At 47.6% G+C, this 22,020-nt stretch carries 4 protein-coding genes; all 4 read left to right on the plus strand.

What is annotated here, in order from left to right; genetic code table 11:
* Positions 1-15: 15 nt before the first annotated feature.
* Positions 16-3,969, plus strand: coding sequence for a type I polyketide synthase (locus tag PPA03S_RS17775; RefSeq protein WP_217998950.1), 3,954 nt, complete (start codon positions 16-18; stop codon positions 3,967-3,969).
* On the plus strand, positions 3,966-10,211 hold the full coding sequence (locus PPA03S_RS17780; RefSeq protein WP_062324699.1) for an SDR family NAD(P)-dependent oxidoreductase: 6,246 nt from the start codon (positions 3,966-3,968) through the stop codon (positions 10,209-10,211). The genes PPA03S_RS17775 and PPA03S_RS17780 overlap by 4 nt, the downstream gene beginning before the upstream one ends.
* Positions 10,212-10,231: 20 nt before the next feature.
* Positions 10,232-16,966 (plus strand): beta-ketoacyl synthase N-terminal-like domain-containing protein, encoded by a 6,735-nt coding sequence (locus tag PPA03S_RS17785; RefSeq protein ID WP_082704203.1) that lies wholly within the window; start codon positions 10,232-10,234, stop codon positions 16,964-16,966.
* A gap of 13 nt (positions 16,967-16,979) precedes the next feature.
* Positions 16,980-22,020 (plus strand): SDR family NAD(P)-dependent oxidoreductase (locus tag PPA03S_RS17790; protein ID WP_167666063.1); only part of this gene is annotated, 5,041 nt, incomplete at its 3' end.

The raw sequence follows: 22,020 nt of genomic DNA on the forward strand, positions 1-22,020 counted from the left end.
GGACAGGGGTGTGTGATGATGCGACAAAAGAAGGACTTGAAGCCAACATCCGATATTGATCCGGGAATTTTCCTTGCGGATATTGCCATTGTTGGTATGGCATGCAGGTTTCCACAGGCTGATCATTATACGACGTTTTGGGATAATCTTGCGAATGGTGTGGATTCCATCAAGGAGATTCCTCCAGATCGATGGGATGTATCGAAGTTCTATTCTCAAGATATTGAAGCCCCGAATAAGAGCATTGGGAAATGGTGCGGTCTGCTGGATGATGTGTATTCTTTTGATCACCGCTTTTTTAGTATCTCTCCCCGAGAGGCCAAAAATATGGACCCACAGCAACGAATTATGCTAGAAGTTTCCTGGCAATGCATTGAGGATTCCGGGATTTCACTTCAAAGGTTACAGAATCAGGTCACTTCCGTTTATGCCGGAGTAATGACAGTGGATCACCGCCAGATGGCCTCTCTCCCAGGATTGGAGACAGATAGCTACGCCTGCCTTGGAAATTATGAAAGCATCCTTGCCAATCGGATTTCTTACGTCATGGACCTCAAGGGGGCCAGTATAACGGTGAATGCGGCCTGTGCATCCTCACTAGTAGCCGTCCATGAAGCGAAGCTAGCCTTGCAACGAAAAGAGTGCAATTACGCATTGGCTGCATGTGTGAATCTTAATCTTCACCCCTGGAAGTTTATTTCATTTTCCAAGTCCAGAATGTTAAGTCCGGATGGACGTTGTAAAACCTTTGATAAGGAAGCCAATGGTTATGTACCAGGCGATGGAGCAGGGGTGCTTTTGCTTCAAAGGCTTGAAGATGCGTTAGCGGAAGGCAATCATATCCACGGAATTATTAAAGGGTCTGCCTGCAATCATGGCGGAAGAAGCGCATCCATAACCGCTCCGCGCATGAAGGCACAACAAGACGTCATCTTGGCTGCGTATCAGGATGCAGGTATTTCCCCGGAAATGGTCACGTATATTGAGGCACATGGAACCGGCACGTCATTGGGAGATCCCATCGAAATTGAAGCGCTCAAAAATGCATTTGCTGCCTATACTTCCCGTACCCAGTTCTGTCGAATTGGTTCGGTGAAAACCAATATTGGCCACCTTGAGAGTGCTGCAGGCATGGCTGGTATTGTTAAAGTGATCATGATGATGAAACATGGCAAAATACCAGCCAACCTTCATTTTAACGACCCTAATCCCGTCATAGATTTTAAGAGTACTCCTTTTGAGGTGGCCAGCCAGCTAACCGATTGGAACAGTGCTGGCGACGGGCTGCCTTTAAGAGCAGGCATAAGCTCTTTCGGCTTTGGTGGAGTTAACGCGCATCTGGTGATTGAACAATGGAGCGCTGCACCCTTGCACAAACAGAGGGGGGAAGCAGCAGAAGTCCGTTCTCAGTTGTTCACGCTCTCAGGCAAAACGAAATGGCATTTGGAAAAACAGCTTGAATCGTGGAGAGCATTCTCGCTTACACCCCAGTTTGATGAATGTACGCTGCGTGATATTAGCGGAACGATGCTCACGGGAAGAGTGGCTTCTCCTTACCGTTATGCTGTCATGGCAGACAGCTTGCAGCAGTTAAAGGAAAAGTTGCATTTAGAGTCTGGACTTTCATCGAGGCCAAAACAGGAAAAGTGGGCAATAAGAATGGGTCATTTTTCCTGTTTAAACTATGAGCAATTTAGCATGTCAACCCGTGATTTACCGCATGTGCAGGACTTTGTCCAATCCTTACTTGACCAAATTGCTAATCGCTCACTGGCCGATCACTATCGGCGGATGTTCTACAATGAACCATGGGAGAAAGAGACACTTTCCTGTTGTCAGTTCATTGCGGGATACGCCGTCCTTCGATGTTTACTGGAATCGGGCTTAAAAGTGGAATGGATAACAGGGGAACATACAGGCATGTGGGCTGTTCTTGCCGTAAACCATATGATTGCTCCCGAACAAATCCTTGCGAGGCTTGCTGGGAGGGATGAAACAGACTTCATTCAACTCAATCGTCCGTATCTGCCCTATTATGATCCAACATTGCAGGATATTTTGTATCCGAGTTCTTTTGACGAGTCTTATCTCCGGCGTCTGTTGGGTAGCTCGCAAGTTGAAAGTGTGGGCTCTGGGAATAGCAGAAATGATCAATTGGAATATCCAATGGTAAGTGATTACGAACGGGTTCAATATTATCTGACGAAGGGTCAATCCCTTATCTCTCATCAGTTCACCTTCAGAAAGTATATGGATGAATGGTCGAATCTGCTAGGTAAAGTAAGTGGGGACGAGTGGAATTTGGGGGAGTTGCTTGGGAACCCCGTTGATGTCCTGAGGTTTACGGAGCTTTCCGCTCAACAGTTATTCATTATGGTTACGGCTGTGGCTCATTCCCTCCGAAGGTTGAACCGCAAGTGGGATTTGACCATAATGGCTGAGCCCGATCCACGTTTCGAAGAAATGCTGGACCTGATGGACGATCACATCTTACTTCCAGAAATGGTCGCCCGGCTTGTTTTGGATTCCAATGCGGATTATAAGGCTGTTGTCCAATCCATGAACCTGAAACAGCAAGAGATCTATACGAACCAAAATGACAAGCAGTTATATGCCCGAAACGATATTCTTCCCGAAATTGGAAGCGCTGAGCTATGGCTGCGTCAAACGCAGGAAAGCCAGATTGAGCTGGGGAAAATTTCGTCAGACATCAAAATCATCGACATCGGTGCATTTCAATCTGCCTCACCTGATACGCTGAAACTCGCTTTAAAAGAGGATGAAGCGGGAGATGATGTCTGGAATTTTCTCTGTCAGTTATGGCTCCATGGCGTGAATGTGAGATGGGACCTATGGTTCCCTCCAGGAACATTTAACAAGCTTGCCCTGCCGACTCAGCGTTTCGATTCTGTAATCCATCGATTACATCACAATGATGATACCGTAGCTAATGTAGCTAATGAATCAGTTACGGATGTACATGCGATTACAAGTGTGTATGGGAAAGGATTGGGATCGACTTTGCACCCGATGATCGGCTGGAATGCCTCAACCTTGGATGAATTCAAGTACCAAACGCTGTTTACAGGCAAAGAATTTTTTCTGAATGATCACCTCGTAGACGGTAAACGGACATTACCAGGTGTTGCTTATTTGGAGATGGCATTAGCCGCTGCGCAGAATGCAGGCATCCAGGAGGTCAGCGGATTTGATGAAGTAGTGTGGTCCATACCCTTAACGGTGATAGAGCATCCGGTTGAAGTGAATATTTCTTTGTCCAAAGCTCAGGGAAAAGTTCAGTTCCACGTTTGGACCGGCGATGAGGCGAACTCCAGAAAAATTTACGGACAAGGTACGTTGTATGGAATAAAGACAGATGGCAACATACAGGACGCGCGACAACGCAGTCCATTCGGAACGAACCAGGATATCGATGCGATTAGAAAAAGATGTATTGACCCTGTTCCGGGAGTATATCGCAAACTTGAGGGGCTTCAACTGGTCTATGGACCTTCCTTTCAATCCATAACGGATTGCTGCATGGGTGATAACGAGGCTATTGCCAGGTATGTGCTTCCGGTCCCTTGTTATGAACAGTCACATTTGTATACGCTTCATCCTGTAACGATGGACAGCGCTCTGCAGACAGCGATGCTACTTGTCCAAAAGATGAGCTCTGTTCCTTGTATGCCCTATTCCATAGGTGCGGTCAAGTGGTGGAATCGGCTTCCAGACAAGGGAAGTGTGTATGTCAGACAGCAGGGTAAACAAGGGGGAAAAGCATTTAAGTTTGATATGGTATGGCTTGATGAGCAGGAACAAATATGCATGGAAATGAGCGATTTTACGGTAAGACCGGTTCAGAACAAAAAACACCATGCAAAGGACCTATTGAAAATACTTTTGCAAAAATTGGAAGCCGGAGAGGTCGAGCCTATTGATGTCTTAACTTATATGGAGGAGCGATGAGAAAAGATCAGATGTTATCACTGGATCAGATTCTTGACATGGTTAAGGGACGACGTCTCTCATCTGAGACAGCCTACCAGCTTATACAGGAGATACAGCGACAGGATAGCTCGGCTTCCCATGAAAAAAACATGCAGCAGAATACGTATCTTTATCCCTCCTGGGAGAGTCAGACCCTTCAACGTACTCTTTTCAAAAGTGAAAGGCTTCTGTTATTTGTTTCTGGTGAAGAAAACATGCGGCAATGGGACCAGAGTACTTCCGTGATTCGTGTGTTACAGGGAAATCAATTCATTGAGCAGGACGTTAATACATTCATAATCCGCCCGGAACAGGAAGAGGACGTTGACCGTTTGTTCAACAGGCTGTCCGAATTACAGTGGATACCTGATACTGTCGTTCACGGATGGAGTGGTACGGTGCTTCCTGAAGATGAAGGGACCCTATTAAGCAAACGGCTTGCCCAAGGTGTGTACACCTTATTTTATACATGCCGATGGCTGGCGAAATGTGCTGACAACAAGAAAGTAAACCTGTTATATGCGTATTCCAGTGATCGTAAAGAAGAACCGGCAAATGAAGCTGTAAGCAGTTTCATGCGCAGTGTGAAATGGGAACACCCGCAATGGACGTGCCGTACATTGGACATGGGAAATGAAACTATCCATATGTTTCAACTCATTCAACAGGAGCTGGAAGCTCGGGACCAGGCGGTTGAGGTTCGTTATCGGGACAATCGGCGCTATGTGAAGAGATTGGTATCGCTCCCGAAAACAGAATATCCACAAGTAGAGTGGAACAAACAAGGCATTTATTTGATTACAGGTGGGATGGGTGGCATCGGTCTTCAGTTTGCCTCCTTGCTTGCCCAATCCGCTCGAGTTATTGTTTTGTCCGGACGCTCCATTCTCAGTAGAGATCAGGAACAACAATTGCGCGATTTGGGGAAGTTAGGAGCTGAAATGGTGTATATCCCAGCGGATGTATCGCAACGTGAGTCGGCCTTTGATCTCATCCGCGAATGCAAAGCCAGATTTGGGAGAATTCATGGTCTGATTCATTGCGCTGGCGTATTGAGAGACTCAACACTTCAATCCAAAAATAAAGCGGACATGGAAGCTGTTCTGGCTCCAAAAGTATACGGAACGGTTTGGCTGGACGAAGCTTCCTGTCATGAACAGTTGGACTTTTTCATCGTTTGCTCTTCTGTCATGTCCGTTCTTGGAAATGCTGGACAATGTGATTATGCCTTTGCCAATGGCTTTATGGACGCTTATTGCCGTCAACGGGATCGATTGAACAAAGAGGGGATGCGTCCCGGTCAAACGATCTCCCTGAATTGGCCTCTGTGGTTGGAAGGAGGGATGGGAGTAGATCCAACTCATCGCCTTTTTTTGGAAAATACACTCGGGATTTCATCGTTATCCAGCGAAGATGCCATACAGGCTTTTGAAGATGCGTTCCATTGCAAGGAAAGTCAGCTGGTGATTGTGGGCGGGGATTCAATCAAATTTCAGAGGGTACATGAGAAAACGTCGTTTGCAAATGTGGAGCCGTCGAAAAAGAACATGTTGTTGGAGAACAGCATAAATGAAGAAGTTTTACTTGAAAAGGCAGCCGAGATCATTTTGACGATATCCTCACACATTCTTAGTGTGGATGTACAAGAAATGGACCTGGACGCGGATAAGAGCGATTACGGATTTGATTCCATTTCGACGACTGATTTTGTCAATCGACTTAATGCAACGTACAACATTGATCTGACGCCTCCTGTCGTGTTTGAATATGCGACTTTAAGGGCTTTTGCAACGTACCTGATCGAAGCTTATGGCGAAGATATCGCCCGATATCATGGAATGAGTGGCGGGCACGATGAACCCGAAATGCAGACTTCGCAAACGGTCTCAGAGGATGAAACAGATGGATTTAATGAGATCACAAGTGAGCCTGTCGATGTCCATAGGAGGAATAAAGAACCCATTGCCATTATTGGAATAGGCGCTTACATGCCTCAATCCGAGAGTCTGGATGAACTATGGGAGAACTTGGTTTCCGGAAAAACATTCATTTCCGAAATCCCTCCCGAACGCTGGGATTGGCATCAATATTATGGGGACCCCATAAAGGAAGTCAACAAAACCAACATCAAATGGGGCGGATTTATGAAAGCCATTGATCAATTTGATGCTTCGTTTTTTGGCATATCCCCTCATGAGGCTGGGTTGATGGACCCAAGACAGCGCATTTATTTGCAAACCGTATGGGAAGCCATTGAAGATGCCGGTTACAGGCCATCCGATTTGTCCGGGAGTAAAACAGGCATGTTTGTCGGGGTAGTTAGTTCGGATTATTATGATCTGATGCATCAAAACGGCATTCCTACCGAGGCGCATACAGCTTTGGGCATATTTCACTCCATTCTGGCTAACCGAATTTCATATCTTCTAAATCTGCATGGACCCAGTGAGCCTGTGGATACAGCCTGTTCCGGTTCACTGGTCGCCATTCATCGGGCGGTGGAATCGATACACAACGGAGAATGTGAACTGGCAATTGCCGGAGGAATTAGTGTTATCGCAAGTCCACAGCTGACGATTGCCTTTAATCAGGCAGGCATGCTCAGTGTGGATGGTCGCTGTAAAACCTTTGATCAAGATGCTGATGGGTACGTTCGTGGCGAAGGTAGTGGAGCATTGCTGCTCAAACCGTTGTCCAAAGCGGAAGCGGATGGAGACCATATCTATGGAGTAATCCAGGCAACCGCTATAAATCATGGGGGGCATGCTAATACTCTGACGTCTCCAAACCCTAACGCTCAGGCAGAACTTATTATCGAAGCGTGGTCCAGATCTGGAATCGATCCGAGGACAGCAGATTATATTGAAGCACATGGTACCGGGACGCCATTGGGTGATCCGATCGAGATAAACGCACTTAAAAAGGCCTTCTCTCAGCTGGTTCAAGACTGGGATGAGTTGCATGGCAAGCCGAGCGGTTCAGCCCCGGAGTCCTCCGTTCCGCACTGTGCAGTCGGAACGATAAAAACCTATATTGGACACCTGGAGGCAGCAGCAGGAGTGGCGGGAGTCCTGAACGTGTTACTCAGTATGAAGCATAACCGATTACTGCCAAACCTGCAGCTGAATGAAGTTAACCCGTACATTCAATTGGAGAACAGTCCGTTTTATATCTTAAAGGAAGGGCAGGCGTGGAATCGCAAACATGATGCTGCCCCAAGAAGTGCAGGCGTAAGTTCATTTGGCTTTGGAGGTGTCAATGCTCATATTGTCATCCGTGAATACGTGACGAAGCGTGACAGTTCCCAGAATCTATCCAATCGCCCGCAGTTACTCATCGTTTCTGCAAAAAACAGAGATCGATTGAGGGCATATGCGAGGCGAATCAGTACATTTCTGAGTCAAACGGCTGGGATTACTCTGGCTGATGTTGCATTTACAATGCAGACGGGCAGGGAAGAGATGGAGGAAAGACTTGCATTTGTGAGTTCAAGCATCGCGGACACCGTGGAAATGCTTAATCGGTTTATTGCAGATCAGGCAGATCCATCTCAATGTTGGCAAGGGAGCGTAGTCAAGCGCAAGTCCCCCCAAGATGAACAGGCTATAGCTTACCATCACCCATCCACAGATCAGGATTTCATGATCGAAGCAGAGCTCCATAAACTTGCTCAGCTCTGGGTAACCGGTAACCGAATTGATTGGTCTTCAATAGATAAAAGTGAAGGAAAACGGAAAATCTCCATCCCGACTTATCCGTTTGCGAAGACGCAGCACTGGCTTCCTAATCCAGTCAACAACATAGAAAACCCGGGAGCTCATCGGTCGGGACTGGATAACAGATTCATGATGAAGCTGGTAAATAGATCGGATTTTCGGGCATACAGCTACGAATTTGCATTTACTGGCCAAGAATCCTTTTTTCAGGATCACGAAATAAACGGATATAACGTATTGCCTGCCTCAGCTCATATTGAATTGATCAGAGCCGCTGTCATGATGGCTGCTCAACCTGGAGAGGGCGAACAAATCAACCTCAAAAAGCTGGTATGGCTTAAACCTGTTGTAGCTCAAAAAGGAATGGGAAGGCTTCAAATACTTCTTAAGCCATCATCGAATGGAGTTATTGAGGTAACCGTTCATTCTCCAACTAATTCTCAGGAGGATGAGATAGACAGCATCGTTTTTAGCCAATGTACTGCTGTTATTACCAAGCGGGAAGTATGCAAAACATGCGAAGTGGAGACCATCCTGAGCAGATGTAATCTGGATAAGCTCACATCAGAGCAATGTTATTCCTTTTTTTCAGCCAGGGGCATGCGGTATGGTCCAGACTTCCGGGGTCTTAAATCTGTAGCAGTGGGTCATGATCAGGCACTGGCCAGAATTGCCTTGCCTTCGGGTATTATGGATGGATTTCAGGACGGCACCATTCATCCAGGACTTCTGGATAATGCTTTTCAGGCTGCAATCGGGCTCTGGCTCAGTGCTTTGGGAAGTATTCAGGACGAGCAGCAAGATACGCCTTTGTTGCCCTTCTCTGTTCAGCAAATTCATATATTTGGCTCCTGTGAAGCAGAGATGTGGGCTCATGTCCGAGCCCATCAGGAGAGTGGCAGCGCTGTTGTGCACGCGGATACCGAATATGACATAGATCTGTTTAATGTGAAGGGTGATGTACGGGTATCCGTTAGGGGCATGCGTTTTAGAAGACCTGAGCCGAAAGTTTCCAGTCTGGAAGAAACTAAAGGTATGGAGACATACGAGTTACAAATGCTTGCCCCTGTATGGAAAGAGCAGTCCATCGGCTTGCTTGAACGTGAACGTGACCTTACATGTGTAGTCAACGATCTCGCAGGGGAAATATGCTTGGTAGGTACGGAGAGCTCACACTTGACCCAACTGCTCAAACATCTGCCACACGCTGAAATGATCGTTCTGAATCCACAGGATTCCATCTTGCGGATCTCGGAACAACTGAACCCAATCATGAACCTTCGTCATGTTGTGTGGATATCTCCGATAACCGCTGAAAGCTCGTTTGATGTCAGGGGAATGATGGAGGCTCAGGAAGAAGGAGTGCTTCTTCTTTACAGACTGATTAAAGCGCTTCTTCAGAACGGATATGGAAATCGAAGCATGGAGTGGACTGTGATTACGATGCGTGCAAACTCCATTCATACACTTGATCCAGTTAATCCTACACATGCCGGGATACATGGCCTCATAGGGGTTATGTGCAAAGAAAGACCCGGATGGAAGGTTAGACAGGTGGATCTGGAAATGTTGAACGAGCATAGCCTTTACGAATTGCTGTTGCTGCCTGCTGACTCTTATGGATTTCCATATGTAAACCGACAGGCCGAATGGTTTCGTCAACAACTCGTGCCCGTTTCTTATACACCTGCGTATCCCTCTGCGTATCCACCAGCGTATTCCGAACATGCCTATCGTCATGGGGGTGTTTACGTCGTTATTGGGGGAGCAGGCGGGATTGGAGAGGCATGGAGTGAATATATGATCCAGCATTACAAGGCCCAGATCATCTGGCTGGGAAGAAGGGAGCTGGATGCTGAGATTCAGGCGAAGTTGCAAAGGCTGGGCGAGCTTGGATCTGTGCCCTGTTACATGGCTGTTGATGCAACAGATTCGGAAGCAATGCGCCAGGCATGTTCAGAGATTAGGCGGAATCATCAAACCATTCATGGCTTTATTCATTCAGCCATCGTGTTGGAGGATCGTAGTCTGGAAAATATGGACGAAGCTTCTTTTCGAAAAGCTTATTCCACCAAGGTGGATATCAGCATCAATATAGCCAATGCCTGTATGGGAGAGTCGCTTGACTTTGTACTCTTTTTTTCGTCCATGAACTCCTTTTTGAATTCGGCCGGACAGGCCAATTACGTGGCAGGCTGTACGTTCAAAGATGTATTTGCCCAATTTTTAAGACAGTGCTGTGATTTCCCCATCAAAGTGATGAACTGGGGATATTGGGGAAGTGTGGGTTCGGTACGTTCTGAACATTACAAGACACGCATGGCGAAAGCAGGACAAGGTTCAATCGAAGCTCCTGAAGCCATGGAGGCGCTAAATGTACTCATGAATGGTGTGCTGGATCAGATGGCCCTGATGAGAAAACACGCATCCGTAGATCTGGAGATCATGGATAAAAATGAATCCATTGTGGTCTACCAGGGGCGAGTGTCGTCAACAGTGGGATAAAACGGGGTCTGAAGAGCGGGATGATCAGACGTTGGGGGGAATATGTGATGGAGGAACTTAACCAGTTGTTGAGTCGATTATTATGTAGCGGATTGCATACCGCCGGCCTTTTAAACAAATTGCAGGCTGGTGATGCTGCTCCTGCTTCAGCTTCAGCGGAAATGCCAGTTTCATTGATCAAGCGTTACGGCAGATGGTGGCGGGAGAGTCTCGTTTATTTGCAAAAATACGGTTATTTTACCTCTACTGGCTCTGTAAATCCCTTGAATCAGACCATAGATATAGATACAGATGGGGCTCAAGCATGGAAGGAATGGGACAAGAAAAAAGGGTTGTGGCTATCTGATCCAAACGTGTCTGCCTACATTCCACTGCTCGAAGCCACGCTCCGAGCGCTGCCGGATATTTTGACAGGCCAGAAGTCTGGAACCGACATTATTTTTCCAAATAGCTCCATGCGTCTGGTGGAGAACATTTACATGAATAATCCTGCTGCCGATTATTTTAACGCGATTCTGGCAGATCGGGTTGCAGCTAGTATCAAACAACAACTTGTGAAGGACCCGGGTGCTCATATCCGCATTGTGGAGATCGGAGCCGGAACAGGGGGCACCAGCCAGGCGGTTTTTACCCGGCTGAATGATTTTCATCCCCATATTCTGGAGTACTGTTATACCGACCTTTCCCAGGCTTTCTTGAGTCATGCCCAACAGGCATATGGCCCGCAATATCCGTACCTTACCTACGGAACGTTTGATTTGTCCAAACCAGTGTCTACCCAGTCTCTGCAAGCAGGAACCTATGATATAGCGATCGCAACCAATGTCATGCATGCTGCTCCGCAGATTCGTCTTGCTTTGAGAAACGTCAAGGCATTGCTCCGTTGCCAGGGTGTTTTTCTGATCAATGAGATCACAGAAAATACGCTTATGAATCACCTTACGTTTGGGTTGTTGGATGGATGGTGGGGCTATGAGGATCCCGCACTTCGTATTTCCGGAGGACCTTTGCTTGAACAGGAAACTTGGAAAAACGTGCTGTTATCCGAGGGGTTCGGAGAAGTGCAGTTACTGGCTCATTCTGAAGAATTCAAGGGTCAGCAAGTGATCATGGGGACAAGCAATGGCGTGGTACGCCAGCAGACCGTGAAACATGAGTTGAACGTGAAACATGAGGCCCAACGTCAAACGAGCCGCATTTCGCAGGATATTCAGAAAAAACCGTCAGAAATCCGGTTACCTGAAGTGGAACGTTCACGTTCATCTGAAGAAAAACTGAAGTACATAAAGGAAGTGCTTGTTCGGACATTATGTGAATCTTTGAAAGTGGAGGCGCAGCTCATTGACCATGATGAGGCTTTTTCCGATTACGGGGTTGACTCCATAACGGGTGTTCGGTTGATTTATTCCATTAATGAACGTCTGGGAACGGAGCTGTTCACCACCGATATTTTTGATTTTCCTTGTGTCAACCAGCTTGCACAGTATATTGCCCCAATGGTTCAGGTGGAACAAGTGGAGCCTGAACAACAAACGCAGCTTCAAGGGCGCAGTGCCATTAAGCCTGACGTCCAGCAAACTCGACAGATGGATATTGGTGAAGAACGAGAATTCAAGTTGGGTGATGCAAAGCAGAGTCATTTTGAGGATAGTATAACATCCTCAAGTTCCGTCAGCAGACACAAGGATATCGCGATCATAGGTTATAGCGGCAGATTTCCACAATCGGATAATGTGGATGAGTTATGGGCGCATTTGGCTGCAGGCCATGACTTGATTCAGCGCGGGGCGCGGTGGACTTCGGAACAGACAGGAGCATCCATAGGGAAAACGGAAACAAACCATGGGGCTTTTTTGGAAGATAGCGACTGCTTTGATCCCTTGTTTTTCAAAATCTCCAATATTGAAGCAATGCATATGGACCCACAGCAGCGACTGTTTCTGGAGGAATCGTGGAAAACTCTTGAACACGCCGGATACGCAGGGGAAATAATTCAGGGGCGCAAATGCGGAGTCTATACCGGATATTGCGGAGGAGATTATGAGAAATTGATGGGTGAACAGGCCCCTGCACAAGCGTTCTGGGGCAATGCTGCATCCATCGTACCTGCCCGGGTATCCTATTTTCTGAATTTACAGGGGCCGGCGATTGCGGTGGATACTGCTTGTTCGAGTTCACTGGTTGCCATTCATCTGGCTTGTCAAGCCCTATGGTCAGGGGAGGTGGAGCTTGCGCTGGCAGGTGGAGTGTTTGTGCAATCCACACCTGATTTTTATCTTTCTGCTCATCGGGCGGGCATGCTGTCCCCTGTTGGACGGTGCCATACTTTTGATGAACGTGCAGACGGTTTTGTGCCGGGTGAGGGTGTTGGAGTCTTGTTGCTCAAACGACTGGAGGATGCCATCCAAGATGGCGATCATGTACACGGGATCATTAAAGGAAGCAGTATTAATCAGGATGGGAGCACCAATGGCATCACAGCCCCTAGTAGAGCCTCACAGGAAAGACTGGAAAGGCAGCTATACGAACAATTCGGGGTTAATCCGGATCAGATCCAAATGGTCGAAGCGCATGGTACCGGAACAAAACTGGGTGATCCCATTGAATTTGAAGCACTGAACCGGAGTTTCCGGAAGTATACGAGCCGTTCACAATATGCCGCTATAGGTTCAATCAAGTCGAATATGGGACATTCGATTGCAGCAGCAGGCATAGCCGGTGTGATCAAATTGTTATTGGCCTTGAAACATCAACAGATTCCGCCATCTATTCATTATTCCAAAGCAAATCCTAATATTGATTTTTTGAATAGTCCTTTCTATGTCAGTACCCAATTAAGTCCATGGCATACACCTCCAGGGCAAAAGAGGGCTGCGCTTGTAAGCTCATTTGGCTTTAGTGGAACCAACGCTCATCTTGCCATCGAGGAACCACCCGGAGAGCGGTCTCCTTCAATACATAAACCGGGCTATCTATTGGTGCTGTCTGCACAATCGACAGGACAGTTGAGAGAACAAGTGAGACGAATTGCGCAGCATTACAGGAAAGAGGGAGCTCAGTTTGATTATGCCAGTGCCAGCTTCACTTTGATGACGGGGAGAAGACACCTGGAACATCGGGCAGCTTGTGTAGTTCAGCCTTCGGACGATCTGGCCTCCATTTTGGAACAATGGCTTAAAACGGGAGATTCATCACAGATCTATGCGCCGGATTTAACAGGCCAGCCTTCCAAAGAGCAATCCGTTCTTCGACGTTATGGCAATGAATGTATCCAACAAATAGCTGCGGAATCCTTAGATGATTCGCGCTATGTTGAAAACCTGCATACTATTGCAGAACTGTATGTACAAGGATATGAATTGGATTATAACCGGCTTTATTTGACAGAAAAGTATAAAAGAATACCTCTGCCCACGTATCCCTTTGCACGGGAAAAGTATTGGGTGAGTTCGGGGAGAGCCATTCCTTCCATTGAAAAAGATGTAAACGTGGAGATTTCGGATGCTGCTCCTGTCACAAAAGAGCGGAGAATAGCCAAGCTTCTCGGGAAGCAATGGAGGCATTCGGCGGTTACAAATCTTGATCCAGCGCATGTAAAAGTTGTGGTTGGATCTACAAGGGAAAGCGTTGGGCTTGCCAATAAACTTTCACAAATGATACAGGGGAGCCAGGTTGTGCTGGTGAGTGAGGAAGAGCATGACACTGGACGTCTGCTCGATGTTTTGATGAATTGTGATGCTTTTATAGATCTATCAGGCTGTGACCGGAAGATGGAAACAGAAGAAATGATGCTGGACAAGCTGATCAACTGGATAGCACGGCTTCAACACATGATTGACACCCGTGGTCACAAACCTTTAAAGCTGCTTGGAGTCACCATGGGGCTGGAGTCTTTTCAAAACGAGTCGATTCACCTTGGCGGAGCAGAACGGGCTGGACTTTACCGTATGTTGCAAAGTGAGTACAGTCATATTATTTCGCGGCATATCGATGTGGACCCGGCGGACAGTGAGCTTGATATCGCAGCACAAATCGTCCAGGAGTTAACTCATGCGGGGAAGGAACAGGAAGTCTGTTATCGTGAAGGACAGCGGTACAGTGCTTATCTGGACATACTCGATAACATGAATATACAGCAGTCTGATCATAACCGACTCCCTTTTCCATCCAGTCATGTTCTTTGGGTCACTGGTGGAACTCGCGGTCTAGGGTTGCTGTGTGCGCAGCATGCAGTTCAGCACTATGGGGTCCGAAAACTTGTTCTGATCGGTCAGACCCCGTTTCCGCCTCGGAATGACTGGTGGGCACGACGCGGGGACCAGGACGAGATCGGCAGCAAAGTTAGAGCAATCCTGGAGTTGGAGAAGCGTAGCGTACAGATTGAGGTCCTGTCTTTTGATATAGGAAATAAGGAAAAACTTCTGCTGGCAGCAGATCATATACGTTCAACGATGGGTGCAGCCGGAGGGGTAATTCACGCAGCTGGCATAGCCGATATGGAGAATCCCGCCTTTATTCGTAAACCGCTGGAGTCGATTCGGAGGGTATTATCCCCCAAAATATTAGGCACTGCAGCACTCTATGAATGCTTCCGTCACGATCCATTGCAATTTTTTGTCCTGTTCTCTTCCGTGGCTGGAGCCATTTCAAAACTTGGTGTTGGACAAAGCGATTATGCCATGGCTAACACCTACATGGATTATTATGCCGCAGCGAACGCCCTTACCAGTCCACTTATCAGCATCCAATGGCCGAACTGGAAGGAATCCGGGATGGGTGAGTTCCCAAGTCAAGCGTATAACGAAACCGGCCTGCTCAGCATCACGGATGAAGAAGGACTGAAGCTGCTGGACTGGGCACTAATCACCCAACCAAGCGCAGTCATGCTTCCGGCAATCATGAGCAGCGAGTCCATTGATGCTGAGGGGCAGGCGGGGATTACCAGAAAGGTTGAAGCTGAAAAGATGTCCGAAATACCCATCACAAATGGCGCTCCCATCGCTGATACATCAGAGACATTACAATTGAAATTAAGTTCCATATTCGCCGAGGAGTTGTGTATTGAAGCCGAGAAAATGCATCCGGACCGATCCTTCGAACATTTCGGAATGGATTCGATCATGATTGCTCAGCTTGCACGGCGGATGGAACGGGAGCTTCAAATTCCTGTGGTGGAACCCCATCTCTTTTTGGACCACCCAACGATCGCAGAGCTGACAGGGGCTTTGCTGCCAAAATACGTAACGAGAGCGCGCATATCTCCCAAACAGATCAACAGACCTGAAGAGCAGCAGATTATCCAGCCATCCAAAGCACGTTCCCGAGTGGCCATCATTGGCATGGCCTGTCATTTCCCGGATGCGGTGAACCTGGAGCAATTCTGGAACAATCTGAAGACAGGCAAAAACAGTATACGTGAAATTCCGTCAACCCGGTGGGACTGGAGAATGTATTACCATCCTGATGGCAAAGCAGGGACAAGTATGAGCAAATGGGGAGCTTTTCTCGATGGCCTGGAAATGTTTGATCCCGATTTTTTCGGAATGGATCATTCTCTGGCAAGTCATCTGGACCCATTGCAAAGGCAGTGGCTTGAGGTTAGCGCCGAAGCACTTGCCGATGCAGGATATGGAAAAACTCAGCTTGAGTCGCTTCAGGTTGGTGTGTTTGCAGGGGCAAGAACAGGTCATTTCATGAGCAAAATACGTCAGAACAACAAACAAACCATTATTGGTACAGGTCAAAATTTTATTACAGCACATTTGGCTCATTTATATAATCTCAGAGGTCCCAACATGGTGGTGGACACCGCCTGTTCCAGTTCTCTGACAGCCATTCATCTGGCTGCCCGGAGTTTGCAGAATGGTGAAGCGGATCTGGTGATCGCCGGTGGGGTTGAAGTTTTACTGGATGAGACTCCTTATCTTTCCCTGACCGCATCAAAGGTACTGTCACCAGATGGACAATGTAAAACCTTTGATGCCTCTGCCAACGGAATTGGGGTTGGGGAGGGCTGTGGAGTAATCGTCATGAAACGATTGGAACAGGCCATAGCGGACGGTGACAAAATCTACGGAGTGATTGATGGTTCTGCAATTAATAATGATGGTCATACGATGGGCGTGACTACACCGAACCCGCAGGCCCAGCAGGCGTTGATTGAACGTGCCATCAAAGATGCCAATATTGACCCGACTTCAATCAGTTATGTGGAAACACATGGAACAGGCACGGTCATTGGAGATCCCATTGAGCTTAAAGCGTTAACCCAAGTGCTGGGAACCGGTATGGAAAAGGGAGATCTTTGCGGCGTAGGAAGTGTCAAAAGCAATGTGGGACATCTGTTAAGTGCAGCAGGGGCAGTTAGCATGATCAAGGTTTTGCTGAGTATGGTTCATGGCCAGCTCCCGCCCAGTTTGAATTGTCCGCACCCGAATCCGAGATTTCGGTTTGAAGAAAGTCCGTTATTCCTTGTTCAAGAACTTACACCCTGGACCAATAAAGTGTTGCGTGCGGGTGTCAGTGCGTTTGGACTCGGAGGAAATAATGCTCATATCCTTGTCAGCAATGAAGGTGTCCCGGACCCAAATAAAGCGACACTGGAGCCTCGCTTCAATCGCATTATCTGGAACAGAGACCGGTTTTGGCCGGATGAGGTTGAGGAGAAAAACTTGGTGGTTGGATCGTATTCAGGACAAACCAATCGTAAGCCTGAGCATATGCTGTCTTTCTTCACACCGAAAAAATTGCAGTAAGGGGGAACTGTCGTTGATAGGACGCAGTCAGGAAACATACGTGCAACGGTTAAGCCACAGCAACGCCATCGTTCAGGATCATCGTGTACACGGAATTTGTACGTTACCCGGGGTCACCCTGCTGGATATGATCTATCGTTTGTCGGCTTTATATATAGAGACACATTCCATCGAATTGCGCCAGATTTTGTTTACAACGCCTATTGTGACAACAGAGCAATTGGATCGCGAGATTGCTGTGACGTTCTCGCCGGTACCTTCGGAGATGCAGTGGGGGGTAACCATTACAAGCAAAAAAGTGATGAATGGTATCATCGATCAAAGCAGTGAAGAACAACATATGCAATGTACGATGTTTCTTGTTGATCCCGAGTCTAATCCGCCGGTGATCCATGTTCAGGATCTGAAAACTCAATCCCGGGATCAGTGGAGCATGGATGAGGTTTATCAATTGGCGAGGCAGGTCAACATCGAACATGGGCCATTTATGCAAACTTCAGGGGTCGTCTACCAATATGAGAATCAGGAGCTTATGTGTCTGAATCTCAGTGATGAGGCTTCCGTTTACTCTGATGAGTTTTATGCACATGCAGCTTTTTTGGATGGGGCAACGTTTGCAGGCTCCTCATTTCGTTTAAAGGGAAAAGCACGGGGGATGTTTGATGATCAGATTCCCTATATTCCTTTTATGATTGAACGCTTCCGTATTTATGGACCGTTACCTGACAACATTGGTGTGTATTCGCTCGCTCGACCATTGACAAACGACCATTCTGTCTCATCACCAGATCTGGTTTCAACAGATATTTGGGTGGTTGATTCTGCTGGCAAGTCCTTGGTTGAATTTGAGCGTTTAACCGCCAAACGCATTCGTAGTCCTCATTTGATACAGAAATGGGCCGACGTACATCAGCATCCAAATGGAGTAGAAGCGTCAGAATCAGAGGATGCAGCTGTACGAGAGCATGTCCCACAGGTCAGCATACAAGAGTCACAGGTCAGCAAACATGGCACATCCGAATTATTGAATCAGCGAAGAATTGTTCCAGAAGGGAACATGAAGCAGGTTGGGGACTATTTAAAGGAAGAGATAGGCAAAGTGCTTGGAACACCAGAAGCGATCTTGGACACAGAGCTGGGATTTTATCAGATGGGACTGGATTCCTTACAGCTTATCAACCTTTCAAGGACGCTGGAGAACAAAGTGAAGGAGCAGCTTTACCCCACGCTGTTATTTGAATATTCCAATATCCATTCTCTTGCTGCATACCTGCACCAACATTGGCCTGAGGCATTTACTGAAAATCAGTATGCAGAGAACAAGGCTTCGGCCAGCAAGGCAAGCACCGGAACTTCGGAACGCGATCTTGATCAGAGAAAGAGTGATCATTACTCATCGATCTTGCTCGAACCCTTCTGGGAAGAAGTCACGCTGCATATGCGTAACACCTCAAATAAGGTGCGCAGCCACGTTATCATTCTTTGCGGGCAGGCAGCTGGACATGATCAAATGATCAAGGAATGCTTTCCGCAATCCGAGGTTGTCACCCTGACAAGTGAACGTACTATGCCACAATCATTTGAACAAATGTGCGAACAATGTATAGTCTGGCTTCAGAATTACATGCAGCGGATTCCCAAAGCGGAGACCTACATTCAATTGATTGGCCCGTCAGGAACCGACACTGATTTTTCAGGCGCTATGGGAGCGCTATTAAGAACAGCTCATGCTGAGAACCCTCATCTGCACGGGCAGATCATCACGGTGGATGATATTCATAACGTCACAAGAACCCAATGGACGGACTGGTTGGATAAGGAGCGGTTAACACATTCCTCGGGAGTCATTGAAGTGTATTACACTGGAAAATCTCGTGTACGGAGGGTGAAAAAATACCGTGAGAAGCTGATACCGATGCCGCTGAAAAGCCAGTATGTTGCAAAAGATGGTGTTTATCTGATTACAGGTGGATTGGGTGGATTAGGCTTGATGGTAGGTCGCCATTTGGCTGAGCAAGGGAGGGTTACATTGGCGCTGGTCGGGCGTTCTTCTCTTGGCAAAAAAGAGTCCGATAAGATATCCGAGTTGAAGAGTCTGGGAGCGGATGTTCATTATTTTCAGGCGGATCTAACGCATAGCGAGCAGACGAGTCATGTCATCCAGCAGATTCGGACCAGTCTAGGAATTATTCGGGGAATCGTACACTGTGCAGGAATTACCCGGGACCAATTCATTTTACAGAAAACAAAAGAGAATATTTCGGAAGTGCTAGGCCCTAAAGTGAGCGGACTTTGGTACCTGGATGAATATACTCGTGATGAACCACTGGACTTTTTTATTTTATTCTCTTCACTATCGGCTGTGCTCGGGAATATGGGACAAGCAGATTATGCTTGTGGTAACGCTTTTATGGATCGATTTGCAGAGCGGCGTCAGCAACAGGTTGTGGGAGGACAGCGATCAGGCAGAACCATTTCAATTAATTGGCCCTTATGGGCCAATGGAGGCATGTCGATCGATCCAGTTTACGAGCAGCAGTTGGAAGCCAAAACGGGATTAGTTCCGCTGCCTCTGAGCGTAGGAATCCAACTATTCGATTCGCTTATGATGAATGCTTCAACGCAGACTGTTGTGATGTATGGTAAACCTTCGTTTATCCGAAGTTTTGTGCAAACGACTATCCCTGTGGAGGGCTTTTCTGCAGCAAAAGTTTTAAATCATGAGGTTCCTCGAAAAGAAAAGCGGCCATCAGGAATGCATACAGAAGATATAGCCATTATTGGTGTGGCTGGCCGCTATCCGATGGCTCGGAATGTGGATGAATTTGCTGCCAATCTGTTATCAGGCAAGGATTGCATTACAGGCTTTCCGATCGAACGTTGGGAACAGGGGCGTTTCTCGTATACGCCGGATTCATATTATCAGTTTGGGGGATTCATCGATAAGATTGATGAGTTCGATCCACTATTTTTTAATTTATCTCCCCGTCAGGCGGAGATGATGGACCCCCAGGCAAGACTTTTTCTGGAGACGGCATGGGAAGCCTGTGAAGATGCGGGATTTCGCGTTGAACGCAGTCAGCACCAGGATGCTTCAACAGGTACCCGGAGTGTAGGTGTATTTGCCGGTGTATTCTGGAATCATTATGAGCTGTTTGCATCGGAATTGACAGATCGCGGTGTACCTACATCCTTGGGGGTCAGCGCAGCGTCCATTGCAAACATGGTATCGTATTGCATGAATTTCCATGGTCCTTCTCTTGCGGTAGATACGATGTGTTCCTCCGCATTAACGGCCATTCATCTGGCCTGCGAAAGCATTCGAAATGAGGAATGTGAGTATGCTCTTGCTGGCGGAGTCAACGTCATTACGCATCCACATCGATACATGTTTTTGAAGGAGGCACAGCTGTTGTCATCCGATGGACGGTGTCGCAGTTTTGGAGAGGGTGGAGATGGATATGTGCCTGGAGAGGGAGCCGGAACGGTATTGCTGACCAGTCTGCGTCATGCCGAAGAGGAAGGTTATTCCATTTATGGTGTCATCAAAGGGTCTGCAATCAATCACGGAGGAAAAACATCAGGTCCAACGGTACCAGATTCAACTGCACAGTCGGAAGTTATTAAGGCGGCCTTCAAACGTTCAGGGGTTGATCCTCGAACAGTCAGTTATTTTGAAACACACGGCACAGGAACGTCCCTTGGAGATCCGATCGAGGTACAGGGACTGAACAAAGCATTGGCGGACGGGGCACTGCCGGAACAGAGTTGTGCAATTGGTTCACTGAAGTCCAATATCGGGCATTTGGAAGCGGCTGCGGGTGTAGCTGCATTAACCAAGGTACTGTTACAGATGAAATACAACCGGATTTTTCCTTCCTTGCATGCGGAGCACCTTAATCCGTATATTCCTTTTCAGCACACACCTTTTTATGTGGAGAGGGAAGGAAGGGACTGGAGAACTGTGAAGGCAGATCGTAACACTCCAGAGACCGGACCCTTGCGAGCGGGTATTAGCTCCTTTGGGGCAAACGGCAGTAACGCCCATATGATAATTGAACAATATATATCGACAGCAGTAAATTCCAGTTCGGATTTGGAGTCCGAGCTTCCAGCCATTGTTCCGTTCTCTGCCAAAAACCAAACAAGTCTGTTTGAACATGTACGCAACATGATGAATTATCTCTCCACCGGTGAAGGACATCCAAATTCCACCGCCACACCTGGAATCAAGCTATCCAATCTGGCATACACGCTGCAGGTGGGCAGAGAGCACATGCGATACAGGGTTGCTTTTGTTGTCAGTTCTCTTGAAGAGCTGAAAAGAAAATGTGCAGAATATGTGCAAAGCAAGGATCAAGGCCTGGAGAAGGGATCGTTGAACAGTCGGGTTGGTTATGAGGGAGAAGTCCGGCTTCAAGAAGATGGTATCACAGAACTGTTTCAATCAGATGAAGACATTCGGACAGCAATCGAAATCTGGATGAACAAGAGAAAGCTGGCTTCAATCGCAGAAGTATGGGCTAAAGGAATTACCATTGATTGGAACAGCATGTACCAGAAGGACAGCAAGCCCACTCGGATCAGTCTCCCTACCTATTCATTTCAAAGAGAGCGCTATTGGGTCCCCATGGTCCATGCAAAAGGGGCGAGCGGGACGGTTGGTTTCGGCAAAAAGGCGACAGTGCTGCACTCCATGCTGCACCATAACCGTTCGGATCTGCTGCGAGGCCAGTGGTACAGCAGTCAGTTCAGCGGCAGTGAGCCCTTCTTAAGCGATCATGTGGTGCAAGGGCACAAGCTGCTTCCAGCTGTCGTTCAGCTGGAAATGGCCCGGGCAGCAGCGGCGCACGCGGCGAATTGGCCTCCGCGCACGCACAGTCTGCTGCTGCGCCATGTAAGGTGGAGCAGGCCGCTCGTCGTTGGGGAGGAGCCTGTGGAGGTTCATCTCGCGCTTGATGCCGAGACAGATGGGAGCCTGTCCTTTGAAATAGGGGCAGTGTCATCACATGAGGCTGCAAACGAGTCTGGCGAAGCGGGGTATAGCCAAGGAA

The organism is Paenibacillus pabuli NBRC 13638 (genome assembly GCF_001514495.1).
In the GTDB taxonomy this organism is placed as follows: domain Bacteria; phylum Bacillota; class Bacilli; order Paenibacillales; family Paenibacillaceae; genus Paenibacillus; species Paenibacillus pabuli.

Excerpts from the sequence above, each read along its gene's own strand:
- PPA03S_RS17775 (WP_217998950.1), top strand. The coding sequence starts at position 16 with ATGATGCGACAAAAGAAGGACTTGAAGCCAACATCCGATATTGATCCG.
- PPA03S_RS17780 (WP_062324699.1), top strand. The coding sequence starts at position 3,966 with ATGAGAAAAGATCAGATGTTATCACTGGATCAGATTCTTGACATGGTT.
- PPA03S_RS17785 (WP_082704203.1), top strand. The coding sequence starts at position 10,232 with ATGATCAGACGTTGGGGGGAATATGTGATGGAGGAACTTAACCAGTTG.